Here is a 26,136-nt window from a genome sequence, read left to right as displayed (position 1 = left end):
GCTCCTTCCATGCCCATCTACGCTTACAAATGCGCCTCCTGCGGGTTCGCCAAGGATGTGCTGCAGAAAATGTCCGACCCGCCGCTCACGGTCTGCCCGTCGTGCGGCGCGCCGCAGTTTGCCAAGCAGGTGACGGCGGCGGGTTTCCAGCTGAAGGGGTCGGGCTGGTATGTCACCGACTTCCGCGAAGGCGGTAGCAGCAGCGGCAGCAAGGACAAGAGCAGCGCCAAGCCGGCGGACGGCGCCGCCGCACCCGCTTCTGACAGCGCAGCGCCGGCCGCATCGCCTGCGCCGGCCCCGGCCAGCAGCCCTGCGGCGTCGGGCGGCGGCACGGGCTCGTCCAAGGACTGACGGCCCACGGCCCCGCATCCCACCATGATGTCCCGCCTGCGCCAATACTTCATCACCGGCCTGCTGGTGTGGCTGCCGATGGGCGTCACCGTGTGGGTGCTGCTGTGGCTGGTGGGCATTCTCGACAGCATCTTTCTGGGCGTGCTGGCCGCCATCGAGGCGGTGATTCCCCCCGCTGGTGCCGCTGGGCGACCAGCTGCGGCGCATCCCTGGCCTGGGCGTGATTCTGGTGACGGTGGTGGTGCTGGGCACCGGCCTGTTCGTGGCCAACATGTTCGGGCAGTGGTGGCTGCGCCAGTGGGAAAAGCTGATGAACCGCATCCCCGTGGTGCGCAGCATCTATTCCAGCGTCAAGCAGGTGTCGGACACGCTGTTTTCTGGCTCGGGGCAGGCCTTTTCCAAGGCGCTGCTGATCCAGTATCCGCGTCAGGGTGCGTGGACGATCGGCTTTCTCACCGGCCGCCCCGGCGGCGAGGTGGCGACCTACCTGGACCGCGATTTCATCAGCGTCTACGTGCCCACCACACCCAACCCCACGTCGGGCTTCTTCCTGATGGTGCCGCGTGCCGACGTGGTCGAACTCAAGATGAGCGTGGACGAAGCGCTCAAATATGTCATTTCCATGGGCGTGGTGGCGCCGCCGATGCGCGAACCTCGCGCCGGTGAGCCGCAACCCCTGCCCCAGGTGCCGGGCGTGACCGGCCCCGCCCCGTCTGCGCCGTCCGCGCAACCCGAAATCCCCGTGTCCCCTGCGCTGGCCGATCCGGCCGGCGCCCGACCAGAACTGTAGAAAGCCAACCCATGTCGATGCGTTCCCACTACTGCGGCCTCGTGACCGAGGCGCTGATCGGCCAGACGGTCAGCCTGTGCGGCTGGGTCAACCGCCGGCGCGACCATGGCGGCGTGATCTTCGTCGACCTGCGCGACCGCGAAGGCTACGTGCAGGTGGTGTGCGACCCCGACCGCCCGGAGATGTTCAAGATCGCCGAAGACCTGCGCAACGAGTTCTGCGTGCAGGTCAAGGGCCTGGTGCGCGCGCGCCCCGAAGGCACCACCAACGACAACATGAAGAGCGGCAAGATCGAGGTGCTGTGCCAGGAGCTGACGGTGCTTAACCCGTCGGTCACCCCGCCGTTCCAGCTGGACGACGAGAACCTGTCGGAAACCACGCGCCTGACGCACCGCGTGCTGGACCTGCGCCGGCCGTACATGCAGCACAACCTGATGCTGCGCTACCGCGTGGCGATCGAGGTGCGCAAGTTTCTCGACGAGCACGGCTTCATCGACATCGAGACGCCCATGCTGGGCAAGAGCACGCCCGAAGGCGCGCGCGACTATCTGGTGCCCAGCCGCGTGCACGACGGCATGTTCTTCGCGCTGCCGCAGTCGCCCCAGCTGTACAAGCAGATGCTGATGGTGGCCGGCTACGACCGCTACTACCAGATCACCAAGTGCTTCCGCGACGAAGACCTGCGCGCCGACCGCCAGCCCGAATTTACCCAGATCGACTGCGAGACTTCGTTCCTCAACGAGCAGGAGATCCGCGACCTGTTCCAGCGCATGATCACCCACGTCTTCAAGAAGACGATGGACGTGGACCTGGGCGAATTTCCGGTCATGCCGTATGCCGAGGCCATGCACCGTTTCGGCTCCGACAAGCCCGATCTGCGCGTCAAGCTCGAATTCACCGAGCTGACCGACGTCATGGCCGATGTGGATTTCAAGGTGTTCAGCGGCCCGGCCACCACGCCCGGCGGGCGCGTGGTCGCCCTGCGCGTGCCCGGCGGCGCCGAGATGAGCCGTGGCGAAATCGACGGCTACACCGAATTCGTCAAGATCTACGGCGCCAAGGGCCTGGCGTGGATCAAGGTCAACGACGCGGGACAGGGCCGTGATGGCCTGCAGTCGGCCATCGTCAAGAACCTGCATGACGCGGCGATTGCCGAGATCCTGAAGCGCAGCGGCGCGCAGAGCGGCGACATCCTGTTCTTCGGCGCCGACAAGGCCAAGGTGGTCAACGACGCCATCGGCGCGCTGCGCCTGAAGATCGGCCACGGCGCGGCGGCGCGCAAGTCGGGCCTGTTCGAGGACCGCTGGGCGCCGCTGTGGGTGGTCGACTTCCCGATGTTCGAATATGACGAGGGCGAACATCGCTGGAACGCCGTGCACCACCCCTTCACCGCGCCCAAGGACGGCCACGAGGACTACATGGACTCCGACCCCGCCAAGTGCGTGGCCAAGGCCTACGACATGGTGCTGAACGGCTGGGAACTGGGCGGCGGCTCTGTGCGTATCCACCGCGCCGACGTGCAGAGCAAGGTGTTCACCGCCCTCAAGATCAGCCCCGAGGACGCGCAGGCCAAGTTCGGCTACCTGCTGGACGCGCTGCAATACGGCGCGCCGCCGCACGGCGGCCTGGCCTTTGGCCTGGACCGCCTGGTCACGCTCATGACCAAGGCCGATTCGATCCGCGACGTGATCGCCTTCCCCAAGACGCAGCGTGCGCAGGACCTGCTGACGCAGGCGCCGTCGGCGGTCGAGGAAAAGCAGCTGCGCGAGCTGCACATCCGCCTGCGCAACCCCGTCGCGGCCTGACGACGCAGCGCCCACGCCCTCGGCGGGGCCATGCGCACGCGGCCGCAGGCGAGTTGCCGGGCGGTGGGTCCAGCCCTGCCTGTCACCTGTTCTAGATTCATGGCATGCGTCAGCGGCGGCGTCCTACGCGCCGCGCGCGGCCACTCTGTTAGCATGGATTTTCTTTCTGGAGAATGTCATGTCCTACACGTCTGATCTCGTCGAATCGGCCACCGAAACCAAAGAACAACTCGTGAGCAACCTGCGCCGGGTGGTTTCCGACGCCGAAGATCTGCTGGCCGCCACCGCCGGCCAGACCGACACCAAGATGACCGAACTGCGCGCCCGCGCGCGCGAAAACCTGGTCGTGGCCCGCGAAAAGCTGGCCGACGCGGATGCCGCGCTGCGTGCCCGTGCCCGCCAGGCTGCCACCGCCACCGACGACTACGTGCACGACAACCCCTGGTCGTCCATCGGCGCGGCCGCTGCGCTGGGCATCCTGATCGGCGTGCTGCTGGGTCGCCGCTGATTAGTTGATTAATCGCTGTTCGTTCCGCTGCCTTCGCCCATGAGCCTGCCTTCTTCCGACGCCAGCACCGCAGCCCGCGTGCGCGGCTTGTTCGCCGACGTGATCGAACTGGCGCAAGTGCGCCTGGAACTGTTCACCGTGGAGGCGCGGCAGGAGCTGTCCGGCCTGGCCAGCATGGCCGTGATGGGCGCGCTGGCGGTGGTGTTCGTGAGCTTCGGGCTCATCTTTCTCGCCGTGTTCCTCACGGTGCTGATGTGGGACAGCCAACGCCTGCTGGCGCTGGGCATCTTCACCACGCTGTTTCTCGGCGGCGGTGCGGTGCTCGCCCTGCTGGTGTGGCAAAAGGCGCGCAAGGGGCTGCGGCTGTTCGGCACCACGCGCGAAGAACTGCGTCGTGACCAGGAAAGGCTGCGTGCGTCATGAAGGACGAAGCTTCCGTCGACCTGGACACGCGCCGCGAGCAGTTGCGCATGCGTTCAGCGCAACTGCGCGATCAGATCGCCGTGCGCAGCCACATCTTCCAGCCGGCCTTCAAGGCTTCCGATCGCGTGCGTGGCGGCGTGCAGCGCGTGCGGCACGTGGGCGACAACCAGGCGCTGCTCCTGCTGGGCGGTGCGGCGCTCGTCGGCGCCATGCTGGTCCGCCCGCGCCTGGCGCTGAGCCTGGGCACGCGGGTGCTGTCCGGCTGGCAGATGTACAGGCGGTTGCGGCCGATGGTGAACGGGCTGCTGCGCCAACTGGGCTAAAGCCCGGCTTTGCCTTCAGCGAGACTCACGCCATGGGTCAGCGCCCCGTCCAACAGCAGCGTCCGTACAAGATTCCGCAGTCCGTGCTGGTCGTGATTCACACGGCCGACCTGCACGTGCTGCTCATCCGCCGCGCCGACGTGGCCACCGACCACTGGCAGTCCGTCACCGGCAGCAAGGACGCCGTCGATGAGCCGTTCGAACAGACCGCCATACGCGAGGTGTGGGAAGAAACCGGCATCGACGTGTATCGCCCGGGCCACGCGCTGACCGACTGGCACCTCGAGAACGTGTACGAGATCTACCCCCATTGGCGCCACCGCTACGCGCCCGGCGTGATGAGCAACCGCGAGCATGTTTTTGGCCTGCAGGTGCCTGCTGCGACGGTCGTGCGCCTCAACCCGCGCGAGCACAACGACCACGTCTGGCTGCCGCACCGGGCGGCGGCAGAGCGCTGCTTCTCGCCGTCCAACGCCGAAGCCTGCCTGCTGCTGCCGCGGCTGATGGGCGGGGAGGCCGCATGACGATGGACTCGACCTTGGGTGGGCCGCACGACGTGCTGCGCGTGGCCACCTACAACATCCACAAGGGTGTGCAGGGCATGGGGCCCGCGCGGCGGCTCGAAATCCACAACCTGGCGCTGGCCATCGAAACGCTGGACGCGGACATCGTCTGCCTGCAGGAAGTGCGCGCCACGAACCGGCGCGAAGCCACCTACTTCACCGGCTGGCCCGAGCTGCCGCAGGCCGAGTTTCTGGCGCCCGAGGGCTACCAGGCCGTCTACCGCACCAATGCCATCACGCGCGACGGCGAACACGGCAACGCGCTGCTGTCGCGCTGGCCCATCGTGCAGCACCGGCACGAGGACATGTCCGACCACCGCTTTGAGCAGCGCGGCCTGCTGCACGTCGAGATCGACGTGGCCGGCGTCAGCGTGCACGCCATCGTGGTGCACTTCGGGCTGATCCCGGCCAGCCGCGTGCGCCAGACCGACCAGCTCAAGCGCTACATCGCCCGCGAGATTCCGCTCGACGCGCCGGTCGTGGTGGCGGGTGACTTCAACGACTGGGGCACGCGGGTGCGCCGGCTGCTGCACGTCGATTCGCTGCACGCCTTCGAGGGCCGGCGCACGCTGACCTATCCGTCGCGCTTTCCGGTGGCCCAGCTGGACCACATCTACGCGCGCGGCATGCGGCCCCTGAGCCTGGCCGCGCCGCGCGGGCGCGTGTGGAGCCGCATGTCGGACCACCTGCCGCTGATCGCGGAGTTCGACCTGCTTGGCCAGCATGCTACATAAATAATAGCTTAAAGCGCAGTCCCATCAAGCGGTGGGCCGCGTTCTGGTCCATCATTCTTTGCTGCTACCATCGGTGCGCACATGAAACCCCAACCCGATCTTCCAGCGGCGGCGCCAGCCGAAGACGAAGGCACGCCCGTCTCGGTCAAGATCCGCGAGCGCCTGCAGGCCGCGCGGCGCCGATTCAACGCCAACGACAACATCGCCGATTTCGTCGAGCCTGGCGAACTTGAAAAGCTGCTCGACGAAGTCACCGTCAAGATGGAGGGCGTGCTCGACAGCCTGGTGATCGACACCTCGCGCGACCACAACACCGCCGACACGGCGCGCCGCGTGGCCAAGATGTACGTCAACGAAGTGTTCCGCGGCCGCTATGTGCAGCCGCCAACCATCACCGAGTTTCCCAACGCCGAGCGCCTGAACGAGCTGATGATCGTCGGCCCGATCACCGTGCGTTCGGCCTGCAGCCACCATTTCTGCCCCGTCATCGGGCAGGTCTGGATCGGCGTGATGCCCAACGAGCACACCAACGTCATCGGCCTGTCCAAGTACGCGCGGCTGGCCGAATGGGTGATGGGCCGCCCGCAGATCCAGGAAGAGGCCGTGGTGCAGCTGGCCGACCTGATCCAGCACAAGACCAAGCCCGACGGCCTGGCCATCGTGATGCAGGCCACGCACTATTGCATGGCGTGGCGCGGCGTCAAGGACATGGACAGCAAGATGATCAACTCCGTCATGCGCGGGGTGTTCCTGAAAGACGCCAACCTGCGGCGCGAGTTTCTTTCCCTCATTCCCCAGAAGACCTGAACCATGCTCGTACGCCTGCTCTACGCCAGCCGCGCGGTCGACGCCACGCCGGCGGTCATTGAAAGCATCCTTGGCACCGCGCGCCAGCACAACCAGGACAGCGGCATCACCGGCATCCTGGTGTATGGCGGCGGCATCTTCATGCAGGCCATCGAAGGCGGCCGCCGGGCGATCAGCGACCTGTACGGCACCATCCAGCGCGATCCGCGCCATAAGGACGTGGTGCTGCTGCACTACGAGGAAATCGTCGAGCGCCGCTTCGGCGGCTGGACGATGGGCCTGGTCGACACCACCCGCGTCAACGCCAGCGTGCTGCTGAAGTATTCGGAGCGCGCCGTGCTGGACCCCTACGCGGTGTCTGGCAAGGTGTCGCTGGCCTTGCTGGAAGAGCTGATGGCGACGGCCAGCATCGTTGGGCATACGTGATTCGGGACATCCCCCTGAGGCGCTGACGCGCCTTCCCCCTTCTTTGCCGCGCTGCGCGCGGGAAGGGGGACAACGCCAGCGGGCGGGCCAAGCCCTTCCGCGGCGTTCTGCGCGTGGCCTGCTCCGCGGCCGTCTGATTTTGGGGTAGTCAGGCTCCAGCCGGCTTGGATAAAGCGCGGTGCGCTATGAATAAAGCAGCAAATCAGATGGCCATCGCCGGCAGGTCGGCGGGTTGCGTGCGCAGTGCTTCGGCGATGGCGCGCATGGCCGCCAGGGCTTCGGCGTCGGTGCGGTAGTGGCGCAGCAGCGGGTCGGGCGCCAGGGCGCCGGCGGCGGTCAGCACGCGCTCGGCCGGCAGCTTCATGCCGGCAATGTGCAGCGTGATCTCTCGGGTGTGCAGCAGGTGCAGCACGCGGGCAAACACCTCGGCACCCGTGGCGTCGACCCGGTTGATCGGCTGGGCGAACAGGCACACGTGGCGCGTATCGGGGTGCGCCGTCAGGTATTCGGTCAGGTTGCGCTCGAAGCGGCTGGCAGCGGCGAAGTCGAGCGCGGCGTCCATTCGCAGCGCATAGGTGTGCGGCGCCAGTGGCGACAGGTGCCACAGGTGCCGGTCGCGCAGGCTGCCGTCGGGGTGCAGGCCGACTTCGATGATGCGCGGGTGCAGCCGCTGGTAGAGAAACAGCGACAGCGACATCAGCACCCCCGTCAGCACACCCCAGTAAAGCGCCGGCGCCGCCGCCAGGGTGACGACGAAGGTCGCGGCGGCAATGGCCGTTTCGACGCGCGAGATGCGCCACAGGCGCGCAAATTCGCGTGGCCGGATCAAGCCCAGCACGGCCGCCACCACGATGGCCGCCAGCACCGCCTGCGGCACGAAGCGCAGCACGGGCGTGAACAGCAGCAGCGCCAGCAGCACCACGCCCACCGAGAAGATCGTCGCCCAGCCGGTCTGCGCCCCCGCGTACAGGTTGAGCGCCGAGCGCGAAAACGACGAGCTGGTGGCAAACGCACCCGAAAAGCCCGACGCGATCTTGGCCAGCCCCTGGCCGATCAGGTCCTGGTCCTGGTCCCAGCGCTCGCCCTTGCGCTGGCTGTCCACCTTGGCGCTGGACGCGGTTTCGAGAAAGCTCACCAGCGTCACCACCAGCGTCGGCAGCACCAGTTGCCCCAGCACATGCCAGCCCGGCCAGCCGGGCAGGTACGGCGTCGGCAGCCCGCGCGGCAGCGGCCCCACCACCGCGCCACCGCGCGTGGCAAAGCCGGTGACGTAGCTCAGTGCCGCCGCCACGGCCACGATGAGCAGCACGCCGGGGAAGGTCGGCTTCCAGCGCCGCGCCATCATCAGCACGGCCAGCGCGGCCAGGCCGAAGGCCGTGGCCAGCGGGTCGATGGCGGGCTGGCGCAGCATCTCGGTCCAGCCCACGCGAAAGCCCAGCAGGGCCGGCAGCTGCGAGGTGATGATGAGCACCGCCGCCGCCTGCGTGAACGCCATCAGCACCGGCGAATTGATCAGGTTCAGCAGCCAGCCGAACCTGAACAGGCCCAGCGCGACCTGCAGCAGCCCCGACAGCAGCGCCAGCCACACCGCCAGCTCCACCCACTGCGGGCTGCCCGGCTCGGCCAGCGGCATGAGCGAGGTGAACACCATCAGGCAGGTCAGCGCCGTCGGCCCCACCGACAGCCGCGCCGAGGCCGAAAACAGCACCGCCACCAGCGCCGGCAGCAGCGACGCGTAGATGCCCGTGACCAGCGGCATGCCCGCCAGTTGCGCGTAGGCCACGCCCTGCGGAATCACCATCAGCCCGACCGTGAGGCCGGCCAGCGCTTCGCCCCGCAGCAGCGCCGCCGTGGGGCGTGGCCAGTGCAGGAAGGGCAGGCGGCGGGCGAGGGCAGAACGCATCGTTGAGAGGATGTTAGCGCCAGCCCATGCCGACCGCCGTCGGCGCGGGCGCGCGCCGGGGCGTTGAGCAGGTGATTACCATGGCGGATCGGCCTCGGCCCGCCCATCGCACCCCAGGATGCCCATGACCCGCATTGCCCTCACGCTTGCCCTGGCGCTGCTGCCTGCCTTCGCGGGTGCGCAGGCCATCCGCTGCCAGGACCCGGCCAGCGGCAAGATCCTCTACACCGACCAGCCCTGCAAGGGAGGCGAAGTGGTGGTGCCCCGCCGCACCGAGGCCGAATTGCAGCAGGACGCCGCCAACGCCGCCGCCGCGCGCGCGAGGGAGCGCGAGCGCGCCCTCGACCGCGCGGCCGAACGCGCGCAGCAGCGCGACGCGCGGCTCGCCCGCGACGCTGCGGACCGCCCGCCCGCGTCGCCCGCCGACACCGACGCCTGTCGCCGGGCGCGCGCCGAAGCCAGCTTTCGAGCCGCCAGTTTCTCGGCGTCGGCGGAAGAGATTCGCACCGCCCGCTACAACGCGGCCCTGGCCTGCGGCCAGCAGCCGCCGTCCGACATCGTGGTGGTGCAGCCTGTGGCCCCGGCGTGGCCGGTGCGCCGCCCCTGGTCGCCCGAGCAGCCTCATGCCCACCGCGGCGGGGGCACGGGCTTCGCCATGCCCGCGCCGCCGATGCCGCCGCGCCCGCGCGTCGATGCGCCGCGCGAGGGGCTCATGGGGCGCTGACGCGGGGCGCCGGGCAAGGCGTTGCTGGTCAAACAAGGTCGCAGCGCTTTGTGGATGAGGGCGAAGCGCTATTGTTTTTGATGGAATCTCATCAACCGCCCACACACCGGTAAGCCCCTCTCCACCTGGAAAAGGCCAAGGTGCCGAGACTAGGGTCGGGGAAATGCGCCGTCCGCCTCAGCGCTGCGGCATGTCCTTGGCGCCGTAGCCCAGGCTGATGGTGGCGTCGGCCGGTATGGCGGGCATGGTGTCGTTCCACTGCTCCCACGCCTGGCGCATGGCGGCCAGGCGGCCGGGCTCGCGCGGCGCCAGGTTGGCGCGCTCGCGTTCGTCCTGCGGGATGTTGAACAGGTAGTCGTGCCCGTCCACGCGCAGGTATTTCCAGTCGCCGTCGCGGTGCGCGCGCTGGCCGCGGTGGTTCATGCGCCAGAACAGCGGGCGCTCAAAGCGCCTGGCGACATCGCCCAGCACCGGCAGCAGCGACACGCCGTCCAGCGGGTAGTCGGGGTGCGCGGCCACGCCGGCGGCGTCGAGCATGGTGGCCGACCAGTCCATCGTCATGCAGGCCTGCGTGGTGACGCCGCCCGGCGCGATGCGCGCCGGCCAGTGCGCAATCCACGGCACGCGGATGCCGCCTTCGGTCAGGTCCATCTTGCCACCCACCAGCGGCCAGTTGTCGCTGAAGCGTTCGCCACCGTTGTCGCTGGTGAAGACGATCAGCGTGTTGTCCAGCAGGCCCTGGGCGCGCAGCGTGTCCACCAGCTTGCCGATGCCCTCGTCCATGTGGTGAATCATGCGGCGGTAGGTGTGGATGTTGCCGCCGTGCAGGTGGAACAGGTTGTCCTTCACCTCCTGCGCCAGCGCGGCGTCGTCGCGCGTTTCCCACGGCCAGTGTGGGGCGGTGTAGTGCACGCTCAGGAAAAACGGCGTGCCGCCCCGCGCACCGTCCGCCATGCGCTGGATGTAGTCCACCGACCGATCGGTGATGAGGTCGGTGAGGTAGCCCTCGGCCTGGTGCTCGGCGTCGCCCAGGTACAGGTCGTGCGTGCCGTTGTTGCTGCAGTGGGTGAAGTAGTCGACCCCGCCCGACATGGGGCCAAAGAATTCCTCGTAGCCCGATTTGAGCGGCCCGAAGGCGGGCGGATAGCCCAGGTGCCACTTGCCCATCAGCGCGGTGCGGTAGCCGGCGCCTTGCAGCAGCGACGGCAGCGTCGGGTGCTCGGGCGGCAGGCCCAGCGTGCTGCTGCCCTTGCTCTTGCTGTTGATGGGTTCTTCCGCCGCGCCGCGCAGACGGTACTGGTAGCGCGCCGTCATCAGGCCGAAGCGGGTGGGCGAGCACACCGGCGAATTGCTGTAGCCCTGCGTGAACTTCAGGCCCGCCGCGGCCAGCCGGTCGAGCACGGGCGACACGGGCCCGAAGTCGGCGTCGCGCCCGCCGTAACAGCCCAGGTCGGCAAAGCCCAGGTCGTCGGCGACGATGAAGATGAAGTTGGGGCGATGGGTTTTTTGAGTCATTTCGGCCTCCAGCGCTTGTCTGGCAAGCGCAAGCAGCTATCAAAAATATAGTTGAATCACTCGACCTTCATACCCGTGGCCTGGATCACCCGGCCGTAGCGCGTGGTCAGATCGGCCAGCCGCCTGGCCGCGTCGGCGCCGGTCAGGCCCTCGTAGAACAAGTCCAGGTTGGCCAGGCGCTGCTTGACCTGCGGCTCGGCCAGCGCGTCGGCGAAGGCTTTTTGCAGCGTCTGCACCACGGCGTCGGGCGTGGCGGCGGGCAGCATGGCGACGTAGAGCACTTCCTGCTCCAGCCCCTTGTGGCCGGCTTCGGCCACCGTGGGCACATCGGGCGCCAGCGTGCTGCGCTGGCGGCTGGTGACGGCCAGCGCGGTCACCTTGCCGGCCTTCACGTGCGGCAGCAGGCCGGGCGTGGCCAGCACGCCGCCGTTCACTTCGCCGCTCAGGATGGCGGTGACGGCGGGCGTGTTGCCCTTGTACGGCACGTGGGTGATCTTCATGCCGGTGGCTTCATGAAACACCTCGGCCGCCAGGTGGCCAGGGCTGCCCGAGCCGGCCGAGCTGAAGGTCACGCCCTTGGTCTTGCCGGCGTTCACCAGGTCGGCCAGGGTCTTGAAGCCGGTCGACGGGTGCGCGCCGACCAGCAGGCCGGACGAAGCCATCACCATCAGCGGCTTGAAGTCGGCCGGCTTGAAGGGCATGCCCTTGTAGATGTGCGGGTTGACGGTGAAGGTGGTGTCGATGCCGATCAGCACCGTGTGCCCGTCGGGCGCGCTGCGCGCCACCTGCGCGGTGCCGATGTTGCCGGCGGCGCCGGGCTTGTTCTCGACCACCACGGGCTGCTTGAAGCGTTGCTGCAGCACCTCGGCAATCGAGCGCGCGATCATGTCGGACGGGCCGCCGGGTGGGAAGCTGTTGACGAAGGTGATGGGCTTGGTGGGAAAGCCTTGCGCATTGGCGGCGGTGCTCAGCAGTCCGAGCGCGGCGGCAGCCAGCGTGCGGCGTGCCAAGGTGGGGAGCGAGGTCATGGGTGGATTCCTGGGGGTGCGCTGTTCGGGTGTGGACTTACAAAAAAGCTTGTAGCGCTTGTCCAGCAAGCGCAAGACGCTATGAATTTTGATGAGCCAAGGCGGTCAAGGCTGATACCCCGACTGGCGCACCACCGGCGCCCACTGCGCGCGGTAGCCCTTCAGCATGGCCTCGGTCTGCGCGGGCGTGCTGGCAATGGGGGTCATCTTGGCGCTGACGAACTGGCGCTGCGTGTCGGCGTCGGCCATGACGTCGCGGACGGCCGCGGACAGGCGGCGCACCTGCTCGCGCGGCATGGCGGCGGGTGCGAACAGCGCGTTCCAGCCGGTGGCGACCAGGTCAAGCCCCGATTCCTTGTACGTCGGGATGTCGGGCGCAAAGGACGAGCGCCGCGCGCCCGAACTGGCCAGGATGCGCAGCTTGCCGCCTTCGTGCTGCGGCAGCAGCGTGTCGAAGGTGTCGAAGGCGACCGGAATCTGCCCGCCGATCAGGTCGCTGATCAGCGGCGCCGAGCCGCGGTAACCCACCACTTGCGCGGGCACAGCGGCCTTCTGGCCGGTCATCAGGGCAAAGAAGTGCGGCAGGCTGCCCGTGGCGGGCACGCCGAAGTTGGCCTGCGCCGGGTTGGCGCGCAACCAGGCCAGCAGGTGCGTCAGCTGCTTCACCGGCACGGCCGACGCCACCGCCAGGCCGAATTCGTAGTCGGTAATGTGCGAGACGGGCTGGAAGTCCTTGTCGGGGTCGTAGCCGTTGTCCTTGAACACCAGCGGCGCCACCACCATGATGGCGGGGTTGGCCAGCAGCAGCACGTTCTGGCTGGCCGGCGCGTTTTTCAGCTGCTGCGCCGCCAGCCGGCCGCCGGCGCCGGTGCGGTTTTCGACCACCACCGGGTGGCCCAACTTGCTGCCCAGCTTCTCGGCCAGCAGGCGCGCGGCGCGGTCGCTGGAGCCGCCGGCCGCGTACGGCACCACAATGCGCAGCGGGGCGTCGCCCTGCGCCCGGACGCCGCCCGCCATCGAGGCCAGTCCGGCCGCCAGCAACAGGTGTCTACGATGCATCGATCCCTCTCCTCGCCGCGCGGCGGCGCAAAAAGGGCACTGTAGGCCGGGCCTGCCCGATTGACAAAATCAACCATTCTCAGGACTTACCCGAATGCCGTCATCCCGTTTGAGCCAGCCCAGGACGCTGGACGACATGTTGCTGTACCAGCTGTGGCAGGTGCACGCGGCGGCGCGGCGGCCGGTGGTGCGCCTGTGCGAGGCCGAGTTCGGCATCACCCGGCGCGAATGGCGCATGCTGGCGCAACTGGGGCGCGGCGAGGGCCTGGCCTCGTCGGCGCTGGCCGAGCGCGCGGCGCTGGACCGCGCGCAGACCTCGCGGGCCGTGGGCGCGCTGGTGCGCAAGGGCCTGGTGAGCCGCACGCCGCGGCGCGGCGACCGGCGCGAAGTGCAACTGACCCTGACGCCGGCCGGCCGCGCGCTGTACGACGCGCTGCTGCCACGCGTGGCGGCCATCAACCGCGAACTGCTGGCCGTGCTGAGCGAGACGGAAGTGCAGACGCTGGACGCGCTGCTGCAGCGCCTGCGCGCGCAGGCGGAAGGCATCGCCAGCCGGGACGAGGCGCAGATTTCACGTCAAAAAGCCCCGGTGCGCTGAACTGACAAGGCCTGATAGCTACATAAAACATAGCAATCAGGGCGCAAAAAACCCGCCGGCTTGCGCGGGCGGGTGGGGGCTGTTTCAGCGATTCAGGCGGCCAACCCGCGGGCCGGCGCCTGTGGCCGATCAGCCGCGGCGGCGGCCCATCAGGATGGCCAGGGCCGCGCCGGCGGCGGCGGCGATGGCCATCGACTTCAGCGGCTGCTCGCTGACGTAGGCGCTGGTCTTTTCAGAGTACTCGCTGAACTTCTCGCGGGCCTGGGCCGACGTGTCGGCGGCGGCGGCCTTGCTGCGGGCAGCGATGTCCTGCACGCGCGAGGAGATGGCGTCGATGGTGGGCTGCACGTCGTCGCGCAGGCTGCGCACCTTCGAATCGGCCTTGTCCAGCGCCTCGTTGGCGTACAGGCGGGCGGATTCGACCGAGCGCTCGGCCTTGTCGGCCATCTTGTCGGTGGCGTTCTGTGCGCTGTCGGCGATCTTCTCGATGGTTTGATGGGTGTTCATGGTCAAGGGTCCTTTCGGGGCTCTGGGCTGATGGGTCGGAGGGCGCTCGTGTGCGGTGGCCATGGCCCCTGCGCAAAGCGTGATGCAAGCATAAGCCAGCGGCGCGGCCGCGGCATCAGTGCGCCGCGTCCGGCGCTGTCAGCGGGGGCGCGGGCGTGGTGTAGGAATCGGACGACATGGCGCCGACGGCCACCGCCAGCTCGTTCTGCGGCTTGGCGGCGCGGCGCGGGATGGTGCCGGTGATGCGCGATCCGCTGCCGGGCCGCGAATTGATGTCGAGCCGGCCGCCGCTGGCTTCGATGCGGTGCCGCATGCCCACCAGCCCGTGCGAGGCCTGCGGCAGCTTCGACGGGTCGAACCCGATGCCGTCGTCGCGCACCGACACCTCGGCGTGGTAGACGTAGTTGCGCAGGCTCACGCTCACCTTCTGCGCCTTGGCGTATTTGCCGATGTTGGTGAGCGCTTCCTGCACCATGCGGTAGATGGTCAGCTCGCTGGTCGGGTCCAGCTCGACCGGTTCCAGCGCGATCTCGACCTCGACGCCCGAGCTGTCGGCGAATTCGCGCGTCAGGATTTCGAGCGACGCCACCAGCCCCAGGTTGGACAGCGACGACGGCCGCAGGTCCTCGATGATGCGGCGCTTGAGCGCGATGCCCTGGTTGAGCGTTTCGGTCAGGTGCTTCAGGCGGTCGGCCAGTTCGCTGGCGTCGGGCGGCAGCTTGGACTTGATGCGCGCCACGTTCAGCTTGGCGGCCGTCAGCAGCGCGCCCAGTTCGTCGTGCAGTTCGCGCGCCAGGTGGGCACGCTCGTCCTCGACGGCCTGCTGCAGGTAGGTGGCCAGCTCGGTCAGCCGCGCCGTGCGTTCGCGCACCTGCGATTCGAGCGCGTCGCGCTCGGCCTCCAGCTGCTGCTTCCGGCGCACGTCGGACTGGCGCAATGCGCGCGTCTGGTTGACGTACAGGAAGAAGGCGAAGAACGCGGCCAGCACGCCCGCCGCCAGGCCAAAGCGCGACACGTTCAGCAGGCGGTACAGCTCGGCGCGGCGGCTGGTCACACCCTTGTCCGCCAGGGCCAGCAAGGCGGCGCCATGCTGGTGCAACAGGCGCATCTGCTCCAGCCCGACGTTGGAGGTGACGACGAAGTTGACCACTTCAGGGCGGTCTTCCTCGCGCAGCCGCACGGTCAGCGCCATTTCGCCGATCTTCTGCGACAGCTGGTTGCGGAAGGCGAACAGGGCGTCCGAGTTGGCGCCCAGCACGTCGGGGGCGTCGTCGTCCAGCTTGCGCAGCAGGCGCTCGATGTCCTGCAGCGCGGCGTTGTACGGGTCCAGATAGGCGCGGTCACCGGTCAGGATGAAGCCGCGCTGGTTCGATTCGGCCTCGACCAGCTGGCGCATCAGCGTGTTGACGGTGCTGCGCGCGGCGTGGGCCTGCTGGATTTCGGCCAGCGTCTGCGTCGTGCGGTGGTAGGTGCCTTCGTTCAGCCACGTGATGGCGATGGCGCACAGCGCGGCAACGATCAGCGTCATGCGCAGCGACAGGGGCTTGCGGCTGCTGGGCGGAGGTGGGGTGGGTTGAAGCGTGGCGTCGGGCATGGCTGGGGCAACTAGAATCACGCCTGTGTCGCCACGCGGTGTGGTGGCCAACTCAGTTGAAAAGGCGCGCCGTGATCAGAATCGGTATTGTGGACGACCACGCCATCGTGCGTTCGGGACTCAAGCAGTTCTTCTCGGAACATGTGGATCTGCGCGTCGTGGGCGAAGCGGCCAGTGGCCGCGAAGCCATCGACCTGGTGCGCACCACCGAGATGGACGTGCTGGTGATGGACCTGTCGATGCCCGGCCAGAGCGGCATTGACGCGCTGGCCATGATCCGCGCCAAGGCGCCGGACGTGGGCATCCTGATTCTCTCCGGCTATCCGGAAGAGCATTACGCGATGAACCTCATCCGCCAGGGGGCGAGCGGGTACCTCAACAAGGAATGCGACCCGGCGGAGATCGTCGAGGCCATCCGCACCATTGCGCTGGGCAAGCGCTACATCACGCCGACGGTGGCCGAGCTGCTGGCGCAGCAGCTGGGCCGCAAGAGCGACGCGGCGCCGCACGAGCAGCTGTCCGAGCGCGAATTCCAGGTGTTCCTCAAGCTGGCCAAGGGGCAGACGGCGGGCGACATCGCCGAATCGCTGTCGCTGTCGGTCAAGACCGTCAGTACCTACCGCACGCGCCTGATGGAAAAGATGGGGCTCAGCTCCAACAGCGACCTGACCTACTACGCGCTGAAGAACAAGCTGATCGATTGATCGGTCAGGCCCCGGCGCGCAGCGCCGCACAAAAAAGCCGCCTTGGGCGGCTTTTTTCATGGGCGCGGGGCGGCGAAGGCGGTATAGGGGCGTCAGGCCGAACCCTTGAGGTCGAGGCAGAAGTCGATCAGTGCTTCGATCTCGTTGGATTTGTCGAACACCGCGTCCACGCCCAACTGCTGGCAGCGCACCCGCACGTCCGGGGTGGCGTAGTTGGTGAGGACGACGACCTTTTGCTCGGGCTTACGCTCGCGGCAGGCCTGCAGCACGCCCAGACCGCTGCCTTGCTTCAGGAACAGGTCGACGATCGCGAGATCCCATTGCGCGGTATGGTGGGTGAGCCACTCGCTGCCCTGGTTTTCCGTTTCGGCAAACCCGACGGGCGCGATGCCCCCCAATTCCTCCAGCGTGGCAATCAGGTTGTCGCGGATGGTCGGGTTGTCTTCAACGAAATAGGCACGCACTACATTAGGACCGGACATGGAAAGAATAGACGACGAGGGGGCGTCTCACTGCCCCGCATCGCCCCCCCACGTAAAGCCAAGAGCGATGGAACCGAGTCTAGGAGCGCCACCGGCCGTGCCGTGCCAGTGTGCGCAGCGCCCTCTTGTAGGAAAAGACCTACGCGCGCGGCCGGTGCCCGCACACCGGGCAGTCTGGCTGGCGGCCCACCCGCACCTCGGTCCACTCGGTGCGGCGCAGATCCAGCATCAGCAGCCGGCCCGCCAGGCTCTGGCCGATGCCGGCCAGCCACTTCAGCGCCTCGGCCGCCTGCAGCGTGCCGATCACGCCCACCAGCGGCGCGAACACGCCCATGGTGGCGCAGCGCACTTCCTCCACCGTCTGCGACGGCGGGAAGACGCAGGCGTAGCAGGGTGAGTCGGGCCGGGCCGTGTCGTAGACCGACACCTGCCCGTCGAAGCCGATGGCCGCGCCCGACACCAGCGGCCGCCCGGTGGCCACGCAGGCGCGGTTGAGCGCCTGGCGCGTGGCGAAGTTGTCGGTGCAGTCCAGCACCAGGTCGGCGGCGGCGGCCAGTTCGGTCAGCAGCGCTTCGTCGGCGCGCCGGTTGACGGTGCGCACCTCCACGCCGGGGTTGATGGCGGCCACGGCCGCCTGCGCCGACGCCGTCTTGGCCTGGCCGACGCGCGCCTCGGTGTGCATGATCTGGCGCTGCAGGTTGGTCAGGTCGACCGTGTCGTCGTCGACGATGGTCAGGCGGCCGACGCCCGCGCTGGCCAGGTACAGCGCCACCGGCGAGCCCAGCCCGCCGGCGCCCACAATCAGCGCATGCGCCGCCAGCAGCCGGGCCTGCCCCTCGACGCCGATGTCGTCCAGCAGGATGTGGCGCGAATAGCGCAGCAGTTGCCCGTCATCCATGTCGTCACCCATTCACCCCTGTTGGTCTGCTGGCGCAGCGCCATCCGGGAACACCGTGGCCGGACCCGCGCCGGCCACTGGTGTTGTCCCCCTCCGGGGGAAGCCGCTCAGCGGCACAGGGGGAGCCATTTATTCTGTCTTGGGCTCTTCCTTACGCTCGACCAGCGTCTGGCTGACCTTGACCGGCTGGCCCTTGAGCTTGGCCAGCGCCTGCATGAGCGGGAAGTCCTTGTCGCTGCCGTACTCGGGCGGGCGGCGCTGGGCGGCCGGCTTGCGCGACTCTTCTTCTAGCCGCTTGAGGGCGGCCTCGCGCTCCTTGTCGAACGCCGGGCCTTTCTTTTCTTCCTGGGCACCGGTCAGGTGCTTTTCCAGGTCGGCCTCGCGCATGCGCAGCACGGCGAACGGGCTGCCCTCGGCGGTGTCGTCGACCATGATGTCGGGCACGATGCCCTTGGCCTGGATGGTCTTGCCGCTGGGCGTGTAGTAGAGCGCGGTGGTGATCTTCAGCGCCGTGTCGGGGCCGAGCGGGCGCACCGTCTGCACCGAGCCCTTGCCGAAGGTCTGGCTGCCCATGACCGTGGCGCGCTTGTGGTCCTGCAGCGCGCCGGCCACGATTTCGCTGGCCGAGGCCGAGCCTTCGTTGACCAGCACCACCATCGGCACCGTCTTCAGGGCGGCGGGCAGGCGCTTGAGCGGGTCGGCGCCGCGGCGGCGCATGTAGTCCTCGGGGCGCGCCTTGTAGACCGACTTGCTTTCCTCGATCTGGCCGTTGGTCGACACCACGGTCACGCCCTCGGGCAGGAAGGCGGCCGACACGGCCACCGCCGCGTCCAGCAGCCCGCCGGGGTCGTTGCGCAGGTCGAGCACCAGACCCTTCAGGTTGGGCTCGCGCTTGTAGATGTCCTCGATCTTGGTGACGAAGTCGTCCAGCGTGCGTTCCTGGAACTGCGACAGGCGCAGCCAGGCGTAGCCAGGTTCGACGACGCGGCTCTTGACCGACTGGGTGCGGATTTCCTCGCGCACGATGGTGACCGGGAAGGTGCGGTTCTCGTCCTTGCGCAGGATGGTCAGCAGCACCTTGGTGCCCGGTTCGCCGCGCATGCGCTTGACGGCCTCGTTCAGCGTCAGGCCGCGCACGGCGGTGTCGTCGATGCGGGTGATCAGGTCGCCCGGCTTCAAGCCCGCGCGGTCGGCCGGCGACCCCTCGATGGGCGAAACCACGCGGATCACGCCGTCTTCCTGCGTGATCTCGATGCCGACACCCACGAAGCGGCCGGTGGTGCCTTCGCGGAATTCCTTGAAGCTCTTCTTGTCGAAGTACTGCGAATGCGGGTCGAGGCTGGACACCATGCCCGAGATGGCGTCGGTGATCAGCTTCTTCTCGTCCACCGGCTCCACGTAGTCGGACTTGATCATGCCGAACACGGCGGCCAGCTGCTGCAGTTCCTCCAGCGGCAGCGGCGCCAGCGTGCCGCGCGCCACGGTCTGCAGCGACACCGTGGTCAGCGCGCCAGCGAGCGCGCCCACGGCAATCCAGCCGGCAATCTTGGTTTTCTGACTCATGGTGTGGGACATCCTGGAGAGCTTGCGCTCAATATAACCGGGGCAAATGCTTTCGGCTCGGATCGACGGGCGAAGTTCCGCGTGCGGGGCGGGGTTTACGCCCCGTTGACAGTGCGGCTCAGGCCTTGCCCTGGCTGGCCACCGCGGCGGCGGCTTCGGCGTCGCCCAGGTAGTAGTGGCGGATGGGTTTGAGGTTGCCGTCCAGTTCGTACACCAGGGGAATGCCGTTGGGGATGTTCAGGCCCACGATGTCGGCGTCGGAGATGTTGTCGAGGTACTTGACCAGCGCGCGGATCGAGTTGCCGTGCGCGGCCACCACCAGCCGCTTGCCGGCCGAAATGGCGGGCGCCATCGATTCGTTCCAGAACGGCAGCACGCGCGCCACGGTGTCCTTCAGGCACTCCGTCAGCGGCACTTCGCCCGGCTGTAGCCTGGCGTAGCGCGGGTCGCCGCGCTCGCTGCGCGGGTCGGTCGGCTCCAGCGCGGGCGGCGGGGTGTCGTAGCTGCGGCGCCACACCAGCACCTGCTCGTCGCCGTACTGCTTGGCCATGTCGGCCTTGTTCAGGCCCTGCAGGGCGCCGTAGTGGCGTTCGTTCAGGCGCCAGTGCTTGACGGTGGGCAGCCACAGGCGGTCCATCTCGTCCAGCGCCAGGTGCAGGGTGCGGATGGCGCGCGTCAGCACGCTGGTGTAGGCGACGTCGAAGTCGTAACCGCCCTCCTTCAGCAGGCGGCCGGCCTGCCGGGCCTGCTCGACGCCGGTGGGGGTCAGGTCGACGTCGGTCCAGCCGGTGAAGCGGTTTTCGAGGTTCCAGGTGGATTCACCGTGGCGGATCAGGACAAGCTTGTGCATGGCTAAATGGGCAGAGACAAGGGCGCGCCGGGGGGGGGCGCAATGACCGGCCGCGGGCGGGCCGTAACCAGCCATTTTAGAATCGCCGCGAATGTCGCCCACCCGCGGTGGGTGTCTGTCGATCAAGTACGAAGGACGAGTGAAGTGAATTTTCTGTTGGCGAACTGGATGTTGATCCTGGTGGCGCTGGTGTCCGGCGGCATGCTGCTGGCCCCCATGGTGCGGGGCGGCGCCACGGGCGGGCTGACGCCTGCCGGCGCGGTGCAACTCATCAACCGCGAAAAGGCGGTGGTCATCGACGTCTGCGACGCGGGCGAATACGCGGCCGGCCACGTGGTCGGCGCCAAGAGCATCCCGCTGGGCGAACTGGAAGCCAAGCTGCCCGGCGCGGTCAAGAACAAGGCCACGCCGCTGGTGCTGGTGTGCGCCTCGGGCATGCGTTCGTCGCGCGCGGTGGCGGTGGCGCGCAAGCTGGGCTATGAAAACGCCCAGTCGCTGTCGGGCGGCATGAAGTCGTGGCGTGAAGCCAATCTGCCCATCGAAAAGGCCTGAACACCCATGCAACCCGTCAAGATGTATTCCACGGCCGTCTGCCCGTACTGCGTGCGCGCCAAGCAGATCCTCAAGGCCAAGGGCGTCGAGCAGATCGACGAGATCCGCGTCGACCTGGACGCCGCGCAGCGCCAGACCATGATGCAGATCACCGGCCGCCGCACCGTGCCGCAGATCTTCATTGGCGACACGCACGTGGGCGGCCACGACGACCTGGTGGCGCTGGACCAGCGCGGCGGGCTCGACCCGCTGCTGGCGGGCCAGGCCGCCTGAGATAATTGCCGCCGACGCGCACGCACCGCAGCCGCGGTGCGATCGACTGTCTCCTACCCTTTCCCTGAATCGAGATTTCACATGGCCGATACCGATCCCGTGTTCAACATCCAGCGCGTCTACCTGAAGGAAGCGTCGCTCGAACAGCCCAATTCGCCTGCCATCCTGCTGGAGCAGGAGCAGCCTTCGGTCGAGATCAACCTGGGCGTCAACGCCGAGAACGTGGCCGACGGCGTGTTCGAGATCACCGTCACCGCCACCGTGCAGACCAAGATCAAGGACAAGACGGTGTTCCTGGTCGAATGCAAGCAGGCCGGCATCTTCGAAATCCGCAACGTGCCGGACGACCAGATGGGCGGCGTGATCGGCGTGGCCTGCCCGCAGATCGTCTACCCCTACCTGCGCGGCAACGTGGCCGACCTGATCCAGCGCGCCGGCTTCCCGCCCGTGCATCTGGCCGAGATCAACTTCCAGTCGATGTACGAGCAGCAGACCGCGGCGCAGCAGGGCGAATCGCCCATCATCACGCAGTAAGCGGTCTTTCAGGCTGCTGGCCCTTGTCCAGAAAGCGCGATAAGCTATGAAAATCATAGTCATCGGCGCTGGCGCCTGGGGCACCGCGCTGGCCGTCAGTGCCACCCGCAACCCGGCCGGCCACCAGGTCGTGCTGTGGGCGCGCGACGGCGCCCAAGCCGCGGCCATGCACGAATCGCGCGAGAACGCGCGCTATCTGCCCGGCATTCCGCTGCCGCGCGAACTGCACGTGCGCGGCGGCGACGTCGCCACCTTGCTGGACGCCGCGGCGCAGGCCGACCTGCTGGTCGTGGCCACCCCGGTGTCGGGCCTGCGCGGCACGCTGCACCTGTTGCAGGACGTCGACGTGCCCGTCGCCTGGCTGTGCAAGGGCTTCGAGCTGCCCGACGAGGCCGCTGCCCCGGGGCACGCCGTCGGCCTGATGCCGCACGAAATCCAGCGCCAGGTGGCCCCGCACCTGAAGGCGGGCGCGCTGAGCGGCCCCAGCTTTGCCCAGGAAGTGGCGCGTGGACAGCCCACCGCGCTGGTGGCCGCCAGCCACCACCCGGCCGTGCGCAAGGCGCTGGTCGAAGCCTTCCACGGCCCCACCTTGCGCGTGTACGGCAACGACGACCTGGTAGGGGTTGAAGTCGGCGGCGCGGTCAAGAACGTGCTGGCCATCGCCACCGGGCTGGCCGATGGCCTGACCCTGGGGCTGAATGCGCGCGCCGCGCTCATCACGCGCGGCCTGGCCGAAATGGCGCGGCTGGGGCTGGCGCTGGGCGGCCGGCAGGAATCCTTCATGGGCCTGTCGGGCCTGGGCGACCTGGTGCTGACGGCGACCGGCGACCTCAGCCGCAACCGGCGCGTCGGCCTGCTGCTGGCCGAAGGCAAAACGCTGGAAGAGGCGGTGCAGTCGCTCGGCCACGTGGCCGAAGGCGTCTACAGCGCCCGCACCGTATGGCAGCGCGCTCACCACTTGGGCGTGGAGATGCCGATCGCCGAATGCGTGGTGGCGCTGCTCGACGGGCAACTCAAGCCGGTCGAAGCCGTGGCCGCGCTGATGGGCCGCGACCCGAAGGGCGAACTGCTCTGAGCGGACGGCCCCATGGAGCGGAAAGCCACTCACTTGAACGGCTCTCCCGCTGTGACGCCCGTCATTCCCGCAATCCTTGACCCGCGGCAGCCCGCCCGACGCCGTTGAAGTAGCCGGACGCAGCGGACGCAAAAAAACCAGGAAATTCCTGGCTGTTTCCTTCGCGCCCTTCGCGAATCCTTGGCGTCCTTCGCGTCCGGTTTTCGGTCTTCCGTTTTCCCATAAAAAAGAACCGCGGCCGCCACAGGGGCAGGCGCGGTTCGCTATCAGCCCTGTAGCAGGGCGCGGGTGCGGATCAGCGCTGCTGCAGCATGCGGCCCAGCATGCCGACGATGTCGTCGGCGCTGCCCAGGCCGCCCTGCGGCGCCTGGCCGTGCGGCGTCAGCTTGTCGATCAGCTCGGGCAGCACCTGCGCGATGCCACCGGCGGCGTCGCCGTGGCCCAGGCCCAGCTTGGCGGCGATGTCGCCCACCACGTCGGGGCCCAGCGCCTGCGTCACCACGTCGGGGCTGATCGACTGGTTCTGGCCGGTGCCGATCCACGAATTGGCGGCGTCACCGGCGCCCGCGCGGGTGAACTTGTCGAGCAGGCCGCCTAGGCCGCCCTGGCCACCGTTGTTGGCCAGCATGCCGATCAGCACCGGCGCCAGCGCGGCGATCAGGCCCGCGTTCAGGCCGCCAGCCTGGCCTTGCGGCGCCTGTTGCTGGCCACCCAGCATGCCGCCCAGCACATTGCCCAGGCCGCCCAGGCCTCCCTGCTGGTTTTGACCCGCCAGCACCGAACCCAGAACCGAATCGAGCAGACCCATGATGAGGTTTCCTATAAAAGTGAAAGGTGAACGAAATCCGTCCGCGCTGCACGCAAGCCGCGCGTGGCGGGTCGTGATTCTCGCCCACCCGCAACGCCCCCCGGCGCGCCGCACGCCGACCGGCACCGCCGCTCAAGTAGCGCGAAATGCCGCATCCGCGCCATTATTGGCGCAGGCGTCGCGTGGTGACAACGGGGGGGCGCCCATACGACCGGGCGCGCGAGATGCCCATGCTTGCTATGAAATAAATAGCTGCGAACGGCGCCGTGACAGCGCACAAGGGGATTTTTATCTGGCATGGGGCGCACCGCACCCGCCTACAGCTCCAGGTTGTCGATCAGCCGCGTGCTGCCCAGGCGCGCCGCGCCCAGCGCCACCAGGCTGCCGGCCGCGTCGCCCGCCTGCGGCGGCAGCAGGTCGGCGCGGCGGCGCACCGTCAGGTAATCGGGCTGCCAGCCGCGCGCGGCCAGCGCCTGCCGCGCGGCGGCTTCGAGCGCCGGCAGTTGCGCCGGCAGGGCATGCGCGGCGGCCACTGCGTCACGCGCCAGGGCGCGCAGCGCCAGCGACAGTTGCAGCGCCTCGGCGCGCTCGGCCTCGCTGAGGTAGCCGTTGCGCGAGCTCAGCGCCAGCCCGTCGGCCGCGCGCTCGGTGTCGTGCGCGACGATCTCGATCGGCAGCGCAAACTGCCGCACCAGCCCACGGATCACCATCAGCTGCTGGTAGTCCTTCTTGCCGAACACCGCCACGCCCTGTGGCTTGCCGGCGAACACGGCCATGAACAGCTTCATCACCACCGTGGCGACGCCGGTGAAGAAGCCGGGGCGGAATTCGCCTTCCAGCAGGTTGGACAGCGCCGGGTCGGGGACCACCTTGAAGGTCTGCGGCTCGGGGTACAGGTCGGCTTCGCGCGGGGCAAACAGCACGTCGCAGCCGGCGGCTTGCAGCTTGGCGCGGTCGGATTCGAAGGTGCGCGGGTAGCTGTCGAAGTCTTCGTGCGGCAAAAACTGCAGGCGGTTGACGAAGATGCTGGCGACCGTGACGTCACCCAGCGCGCGCGCCTGCTCGACCAGCGCCAGGTGACCGGCGTGCAGGTTGCCCATGGTCGGCACGAAGGCGGGGCGACCGGTGGCGCGCAAGGCATGGCGCAACTCGGGGATGGAATGGACGATTTGCATCAAGTGGTCACCAAAATTGAATATCTGCCCATATTTTCATGGCAAAAGCGCTGGATCTTTCGTTATTTCGCTTGGACTGTGTAAGTTCTGAGTACGCGCGGCTTGCCACCATCGAGCCTTTTTTGCCCGGAGAAAGGCGCCATGAGCACGTTCGCGATTGTGTTGTCTCTGCTGTTGCTGATGTACTTTGCGTACCGCGGCTACACGGTGTTGTTGCTGGCGCCCATCATGGCGGCGCTGGCGGTCATCCTGTCGGGCGACATCGCCCAGATGCTGCCGATCTACACCGAGACCTTCATGCGCGCATTGGGCAACTACATGCTCGCATTTTTCCCCATCTTTCTGCTGGGGGCGCTATTCGGGCAGATGATGGCCGACTCGGGCGCGGCCACGGCGATCGCCCAATGGATCGAGCGCACGCTGGGCAGCAAGCACGCCATCCTGACGGTGGTGCTGGCCTGCGGCATCCTCACCTACGGCGGGGTGTCGCTGTTCGTGGTGGCGTTTGCCATCTACCCCATCGCCAAGTCGCTGTTCCGCGATGCCGACATCCCCAAGCGGCTGGTGGCGCCGGCGATTGCGCTGGGCTCGTTCACCTTCACCATGACGGCGCTGCCGGGCACGCCGTCGATCCAGAACGCGATCCCGATCAAGTTCTTCGGCACCAACACCTTTTCGGCGCCGGGCCTGGGCCTGATCGGCGGGGCCATCATGTTCACGCTGGGCATTCTGTGGCTGCGCTCGCGCGAGAAGGCCGCGCGCGCGGCCGGCGAGGGCTATGGCACGCACGACGACAGCGACGTGGGCCTGCGCGGCATGGTGGGCGAGGCCGACATGAGCGGCGACGCCACGCGCACCATGCCACTGGTGCTGGCGCTGCTGCCGCTGGTGCTGGTGATCGGCATCAACGCGCTGTTCACCTACGGCATCTTCCCCGGCATGGACTGGGGCTTCATCAAGGAGCGCTTTCCGACCATGGACGCCACGCGCCAGACGGGCATGTGGGCGCTGATCATCGCGCTGGTGGTGTCGTGCACCGTGCTGCTTCTTATTAGCCTGGGCCGCTGGGCGAATCTGCAGCAGACCATCAACAAGGGCGTGCTGGGCTCGATGCTGCCGATTTTCAACACCGCGTCGGAGGTGGGTTACGGCGCCGTCATCGCCAGCCTGGCCGGCTTTGCCATCATCCGCGACGCGGTGCTGAACGTGTCGAGCAACCCGCTGATCAGCGAGGCCGTGGCCATGAACGTGCTGGCCGGCATCACCGGCTCGTCGTCGGGCGGGCTGTCGATTGCGCTGCAGACGCTGGGCGCCGACTACCTGCGCATGGCCAACGAGGCCGGCATCAGCCCCGACCTGCTGCACCGCGTGGCGGTGATGTCGGCCGGCGTGTTCGACTCGCTGCCGCACTGCGGCGCCATCATCACGCTGCTGTCGATCTGCAAGCTGACGCACAAGCAGTCGTACCTGAACATCGCCGCCATGACCATCGTCATCCCGCTGATCGCGCTGTCGGTGGTGATCACGCTGGGCACGATGTTCGGGTCGTTCTGAGTCAGCGGGG

At 68.1% G+C, this 26,136-nt stretch carries 29 protein-coding genes and 1 pseudogene; 18 read left to right on the top strand and 12 right to left on the bottom strand.

Annotated features, from left to right (window positions below):
- The first annotated feature begins 9 nt into the window (after positions 1-9).
- The 10 genes and pseudogenes from R0D99_RS13985 to R0D99_RS13940 all read left to right on the top strand — a co-directional run bounded on the left by R0D99_RS13985 (position 10) and on the right by R0D99_RS13940 (position 6,730).
- Complete coding sequence (locus R0D99_RS13985) at positions 10-351, top strand: FmdB family zinc ribbon protein (RefSeq protein WP_317748772.1); 342 nt, start codon at positions 10-12, stop codon at positions 349-351.
- Positions 352-378: 27 nt separating this feature from the next.
- Positions 379-1,141, top strand: a pseudogene (locus tag R0D99_RS13980) (DUF502 domain-containing protein).
- Positions 1,142-1,152: 11 nt separating this feature from the next.
- Positions 1,153-2,946 carry an aspartate--tRNA ligase gene (gene aspS / locus R0D99_RS13975; protein ID WP_317748771.1) on the top strand — a complete coding sequence of 598 codons (1,794 nt, stop codon included), beginning with the start codon at positions 1,153-1,155 and terminating at the stop codon, positions 2,944-2,946.
- A 178-nt stretch (positions 2,947-3,124) separates the two neighbouring features.
- Complete coding sequence (locus tag R0D99_RS13970) at positions 3,125-3,454, top strand: DUF883 family protein (protein ID WP_317748770.1); 330 nt, start codon at positions 3,125-3,127, stop codon at positions 3,452-3,454.
- A gap of 39 nt (positions 3,455-3,493) precedes the next feature.
- Positions 3,494-3,877 (top strand): phage holin family protein, encoded by a 384-nt coding sequence (locus R0D99_RS13965; RefSeq protein WP_317748769.1) that lies wholly within the window; start codon positions 3,494-3,496, stop codon positions 3,875-3,877.
- The gene (locus R0D99_RS13960) at positions 3,874-4,200 is read left to right on the top strand and encodes a YqjK family protein (RefSeq protein WP_317748768.1); all 327 of its coding nucleotides are present in this window, start codon (positions 3,874-3,876) and stop codon (positions 4,198-4,200) included. The genes R0D99_RS13965 and R0D99_RS13960 overlap by 4 nt, the downstream gene beginning before the upstream one ends.
- A gap of 32 nt (positions 4,201-4,232) precedes the next feature.
- Positions 4,233-4,724: a dihydroneopterin triphosphate diphosphatase gene (gene nudB, locus R0D99_RS13955; RefSeq protein WP_317748767.1), complete on the top strand. Its 492-nt coding sequence runs from the start codon at positions 4,233-4,235 to the stop codon at positions 4,722-4,724.
- Positions 4,725-4,726: 2 nt separating this feature from the next.
- Positions 4,727-5,497 carry an endonuclease/exonuclease/phosphatase family protein gene (locus tag R0D99_RS13950; protein WP_416366005.1) on the top strand — a complete coding sequence of 257 codons (771 nt, stop codon included), beginning with the start codon at positions 4,727-4,729 and terminating at the stop codon, positions 5,495-5,497.
- 81 nt (positions 5,498-5,578) lie between these two features.
- Positions 5,579-6,304 carry a GTP cyclohydrolase I gene (folE, locus tag R0D99_RS13945; protein WP_317748765.1) on the top strand — a complete coding sequence of 242 codons (726 nt, stop codon included), beginning with the start codon at positions 5,579-5,581 and terminating at the stop codon, positions 6,302-6,304.
- 3 nt (positions 6,305-6,307) lie between these two features.
- Positions 6,308-6,730, top strand: coding sequence for a BLUF domain-containing protein (locus R0D99_RS13940; protein ID WP_317748764.1), 423 nt, complete (start codon positions 6,308-6,310; stop codon positions 6,728-6,730).
- 202 nt (positions 6,731-6,932) lie between these two features.
- Here R0D99_RS13940 and R0D99_RS13935 read toward each other — a convergent pair whose 3' ends face one another.
- A complete protein-coding gene (locus R0D99_RS13935) occupies positions 6,933-8,633 on the bottom strand; it encodes a SulP family inorganic anion transporter (RefSeq protein ID WP_317748763.1) in 1,701 nt (566 codons plus the stop codon).
- Between the two features lie 124 nt (positions 8,634-8,757).
- Here R0D99_RS13935 and R0D99_RS13930 point away from each other — a divergent pair, with 124 nt between their 5' ends.
- Entirely contained in the window at positions 8,758-9,357 is a 600-nt protein-coding gene (locus tag R0D99_RS13930; protein WP_317748762.1) for a DUF4124 domain-containing protein, read from the top strand.
- Between the two features lie 177 nt (positions 9,358-9,534).
- On the opposite strand, the gene R0D99_RS13925 is transcribed toward R0D99_RS13930, so the two are convergent.
- From R0D99_RS13925 to R0D99_RS13915, 3 genes are all read right to left on the bottom strand, one after another.
- Positions 9,535-10,872, bottom strand: coding sequence for a sulfatase (locus tag R0D99_RS13925; RefSeq protein WP_317748761.1), 1,338 nt, complete (start codon positions 10,870-10,872; stop codon positions 9,535-9,537).
- A 56-nt stretch (positions 10,873-10,928) separates the two neighbouring features.
- Entirely contained in the window at positions 10,929-11,900 is a 972-nt protein-coding gene (locus R0D99_RS13920) for a tripartite tricarboxylate transporter substrate binding protein (RefSeq protein WP_317748760.1), read from the bottom strand.
- A 105-nt stretch (positions 11,901-12,005) separates the two neighbouring features.
- The gene (locus R0D99_RS13915) at positions 12,006-12,959 is read right to left on the bottom strand and encodes a Bug family tripartite tricarboxylate transporter substrate binding protein (RefSeq protein ID WP_317748759.1); all 954 of its coding nucleotides are present in this window, start codon (positions 12,957-12,959) and stop codon (positions 12,006-12,008) included.
- 94 nt (positions 12,960-13,053) lie between these two features.
- On the opposite strand from R0D99_RS13915, the gene R0D99_RS13910 reads away from it, so the two are divergent.
- Complete coding sequence (locus R0D99_RS13910; protein ID WP_317748758.1) at positions 13,054-13,557, top strand: MarR family transcriptional regulator; 504 nt, start codon at positions 13,054-13,056, stop codon at positions 13,555-13,557.
- Positions 13,558-13,686: 129 nt separating this feature from the next.
- Here R0D99_RS13910 and R0D99_RS13905 read toward each other — a convergent pair whose 3' ends face one another.
- Positions 13,687-14,064, bottom strand: a complete 378-nt coding sequence (locus R0D99_RS13905) for a glycine zipper domain-containing protein (RefSeq protein WP_317748757.1) — start codon at positions 14,062-14,064, stop codon at positions 13,687-13,689.
- Between the two features lie 115 nt (positions 14,065-14,179).
- The gene (locus R0D99_RS13900; RefSeq protein ID WP_317748756.1) at positions 14,180-15,658 is read right to left on the bottom strand and encodes a CHASE3 domain-containing protein; all 1,479 of its coding nucleotides are present in this window, start codon (positions 15,656-15,658) and stop codon (positions 14,180-14,182) included.
- 71 nt (positions 15,659-15,729) lie between these two features.
- Here R0D99_RS13900 and R0D99_RS13895 point away from each other — a divergent pair, with 71 nt between their 5' ends.
- Positions 15,730-16,362, top strand: a complete 633-nt coding sequence (locus tag R0D99_RS13895; RefSeq protein ID WP_317748755.1) for a response regulator transcription factor — start codon at positions 15,730-15,732, stop codon at positions 16,360-16,362.
- Between the two features lie 92 nt (positions 16,363-16,454).
- Here the strand turns inward: R0D99_RS13895 and R0D99_RS13890 are convergent, their stop codons facing one another.
- From R0D99_RS13890 to gpmA, 4 genes are all read right to left on the bottom strand, one after another.
- Entirely contained in the window at positions 16,455-16,844 is a 390-nt protein-coding gene (locus tag R0D99_RS13890) for a response regulator (RefSeq protein WP_317748754.1), read from the bottom strand.
- A gap of 139 nt (positions 16,845-16,983) precedes the next feature.
- Positions 16,984-17,742: a HesA/MoeB/ThiF family protein gene (locus R0D99_RS13885; protein WP_317748753.1), complete on the bottom strand. Its 759-nt coding sequence runs from the start codon at positions 17,740-17,742 to the stop codon at positions 16,984-16,986.
- A gap of 129 nt (positions 17,743-17,871) precedes the next feature.
- Entirely contained in the window at positions 17,872-19,305 is a 1,434-nt protein-coding gene (locus R0D99_RS13880) for a S41 family peptidase (RefSeq protein WP_317748752.1), read from the bottom strand.
- A gap of 118 nt (positions 19,306-19,423) precedes the next feature.
- A complete protein-coding gene (gpmA, locus tag R0D99_RS13875; RefSeq protein WP_317748751.1) occupies positions 19,424-20,155 on the bottom strand; it encodes a 2,3-diphosphoglycerate-dependent phosphoglycerate mutase in 732 nt (243 codons plus the stop codon).
- Positions 20,156-20,299: 144 nt separating this feature from the next.
- Here gpmA and R0D99_RS13870 point away from each other — a divergent pair, with 144 nt between their 5' ends.
- The 4 genes from R0D99_RS13870 to R0D99_RS13855 all read left to right on the top strand — a co-directional run bounded on the left by R0D99_RS13870 (position 20,300) and on the right by R0D99_RS13855 (position 22,589).
- A complete protein-coding gene (locus R0D99_RS13870) occupies positions 20,300-20,707 on the top strand; it encodes a rhodanese-like domain-containing protein (protein WP_317748750.1) in 408 nt (135 codons plus the stop codon).
- 6 nt (positions 20,708-20,713) lie between these two features.
- The gene (gene grxC, locus R0D99_RS13865; RefSeq protein WP_317748749.1) at positions 20,714-20,980 is read left to right on the top strand and encodes a glutaredoxin 3; all 267 of its coding nucleotides are present in this window, start codon (positions 20,714-20,716) and stop codon (positions 20,978-20,980) included.
- Positions 20,981-21,061: 81 nt separating this feature from the next.
- On the top strand, positions 21,062-21,514 hold the full coding sequence (gene secB / locus R0D99_RS13860; protein WP_317748748.1) for a protein-export chaperone SecB: 453 nt from the start codon (positions 21,062-21,064) through the stop codon (positions 21,512-21,514).
- A 46-nt stretch (positions 21,515-21,560) separates the two neighbouring features.
- Complete coding sequence (locus tag R0D99_RS13855) at positions 21,561-22,589, top strand: NAD(P)H-dependent glycerol-3-phosphate dehydrogenase (RefSeq protein WP_317748747.1); 1,029 nt, start codon at positions 21,561-21,563, stop codon at positions 22,587-22,589.
- A 295-nt stretch (positions 22,590-22,884) separates the two neighbouring features.
- Here R0D99_RS13855 and R0D99_RS13850 read toward each other — a convergent pair whose 3' ends face one another.
- Together R0D99_RS13850 and panC are read right to left on the bottom strand one after the other, a co-directional pair.
- Positions 22,885-23,397 (bottom strand): YidB family protein, encoded by a 513-nt coding sequence (locus tag R0D99_RS13850; RefSeq protein WP_317748746.1) that lies wholly within the window; start codon positions 23,395-23,397, stop codon positions 22,885-22,887.
- 317 nt (positions 23,398-23,714) lie between these two features.
- Positions 23,715-24,572: a pantoate--beta-alanine ligase gene (gene panC / locus R0D99_RS13845; RefSeq protein ID WP_317748745.1), complete on the bottom strand. Its 858-nt coding sequence runs from the start codon at positions 24,570-24,572 to the stop codon at positions 23,715-23,717.
- A 141-nt stretch (positions 24,573-24,713) separates the two neighbouring features.
- Here panC and R0D99_RS13840 point away from each other — a divergent pair, with 141 nt between their 5' ends.
- Entirely contained in the window at positions 24,714-26,126 is a 1,413-nt protein-coding gene (locus R0D99_RS13840; protein WP_317748744.1) for a GntP family permease, read from the top strand.
- Positions 26,127-26,136: the final 10 nt, after the last annotated feature.

Source organism: Ottowia sp. SB7-C50 (genome assembly GCF_033110285.1).
Taxonomy (GTDB): domain Bacteria; phylum Pseudomonadota; class Gammaproteobacteria; order Burkholderiales; family Burkholderiaceae_C; genus Ottowia.
This window is presented reverse-complemented; position numbering and strand designations above follow the sequence as displayed.